Origin of the sequence: Aeromonas sp. 604176, from assembly GCF_049170755.1 — a bacterium.
GTDB lineage: Bacteria > Pseudomonadota > Gammaproteobacteria > Enterobacterales > Aeromonadaceae > Aeromonas > Aeromonas veronii_A.
The window spans coordinates 1-869 of sequence record NZ_JAAKNE010000290.1 but is presented as its reverse complement, the minus strand read 5'-3'; the positions used below and the strand labels follow the sequence as shown (position 1 = coordinate 869).

Below are 869 nucleotides of genomic sequence, written 5' to 3'. Positions count from 1 at the left end.
GCCATGGAATCCCTGGTGGGGCTGGCCGAAGCCAACAACATCCGCCTCACCCTGTTCCATGGCCGTGGCGGTACCGTTGGCCGTGGCGGTGCGCCTGCCCATCAGGCCATCCTCTCCCAGCCGCCGGGATCCCTGCGCGGCGGTCTGCGTACCACCGAGCAGGGGGAGATGATCCGCTTCAAGTTCGGTCTGCCGAAAGTGGCGATCAAGAGTCTGGAGCTCTACACCAGCGCCGTGCTGGAAGGGAACCTGCTGCCACCGCCCAAGCCGAAAGAGTGCTGGCGCGAGGTGATGGAACAGCTGGCCGCCGACTCCTGCGATCACTACCGAAGCATTGTGCGCGGTCATCCGGACTTCGTCCCTTACTTCCGTGCCGCTACCCCGGAGATGGAGCTCGGCAAGCTGCCGCTCGGCTCCCGTCCTTCCAAGCGCAAGCCCAACGGCGGCGTCGAGAGCCTGCGCGCCATTCCGTGGATCTTCGCCTGGACCCAGAACCGGCTGATGCTGCCGGCCTGGCTCGGTGCCCACAAGGCGCTGCAGCAGGCGATCGACGGCGGCAAGCTGGCGGTGCTGGAAGAGATGAGCGCCCAGTGGCCCTTCTTCCGCACTCGCCTCGAGATGCTGGAGATGGTGTTCCTCAAAGCGGACGTCTGGCTCGCCGAGTACTACGACACCCGTCTGGTGCCGCAGGAGCTGTGGGGCCTTGGCAAACAGCTGCGTCAGGAGCTCGCCGAATCCATCGAGGTGGTGCTGAAACTGAGCCCGCGCGGGGATCTGCTGGAGGATCAGCCGTGGATCAAGGAGTCCATCAAGCTGCGCAACCCCTACACAGACCCGCTCAACGTGCTGCAGGCCGAGCTGCTCAACCG

1 protein-coding gene is annotated in these 869 nt (G+C 65.5%); it reads left to right on the top strand.

What is annotated here, in order from left to right; translation table 11 throughout:
• Positions 1 to 869 (top strand): phosphoenolpyruvate carboxylase (locus G5358_RS21420; protein WP_421324920.1); only part of this gene is annotated, 869 nt, incomplete at both ends.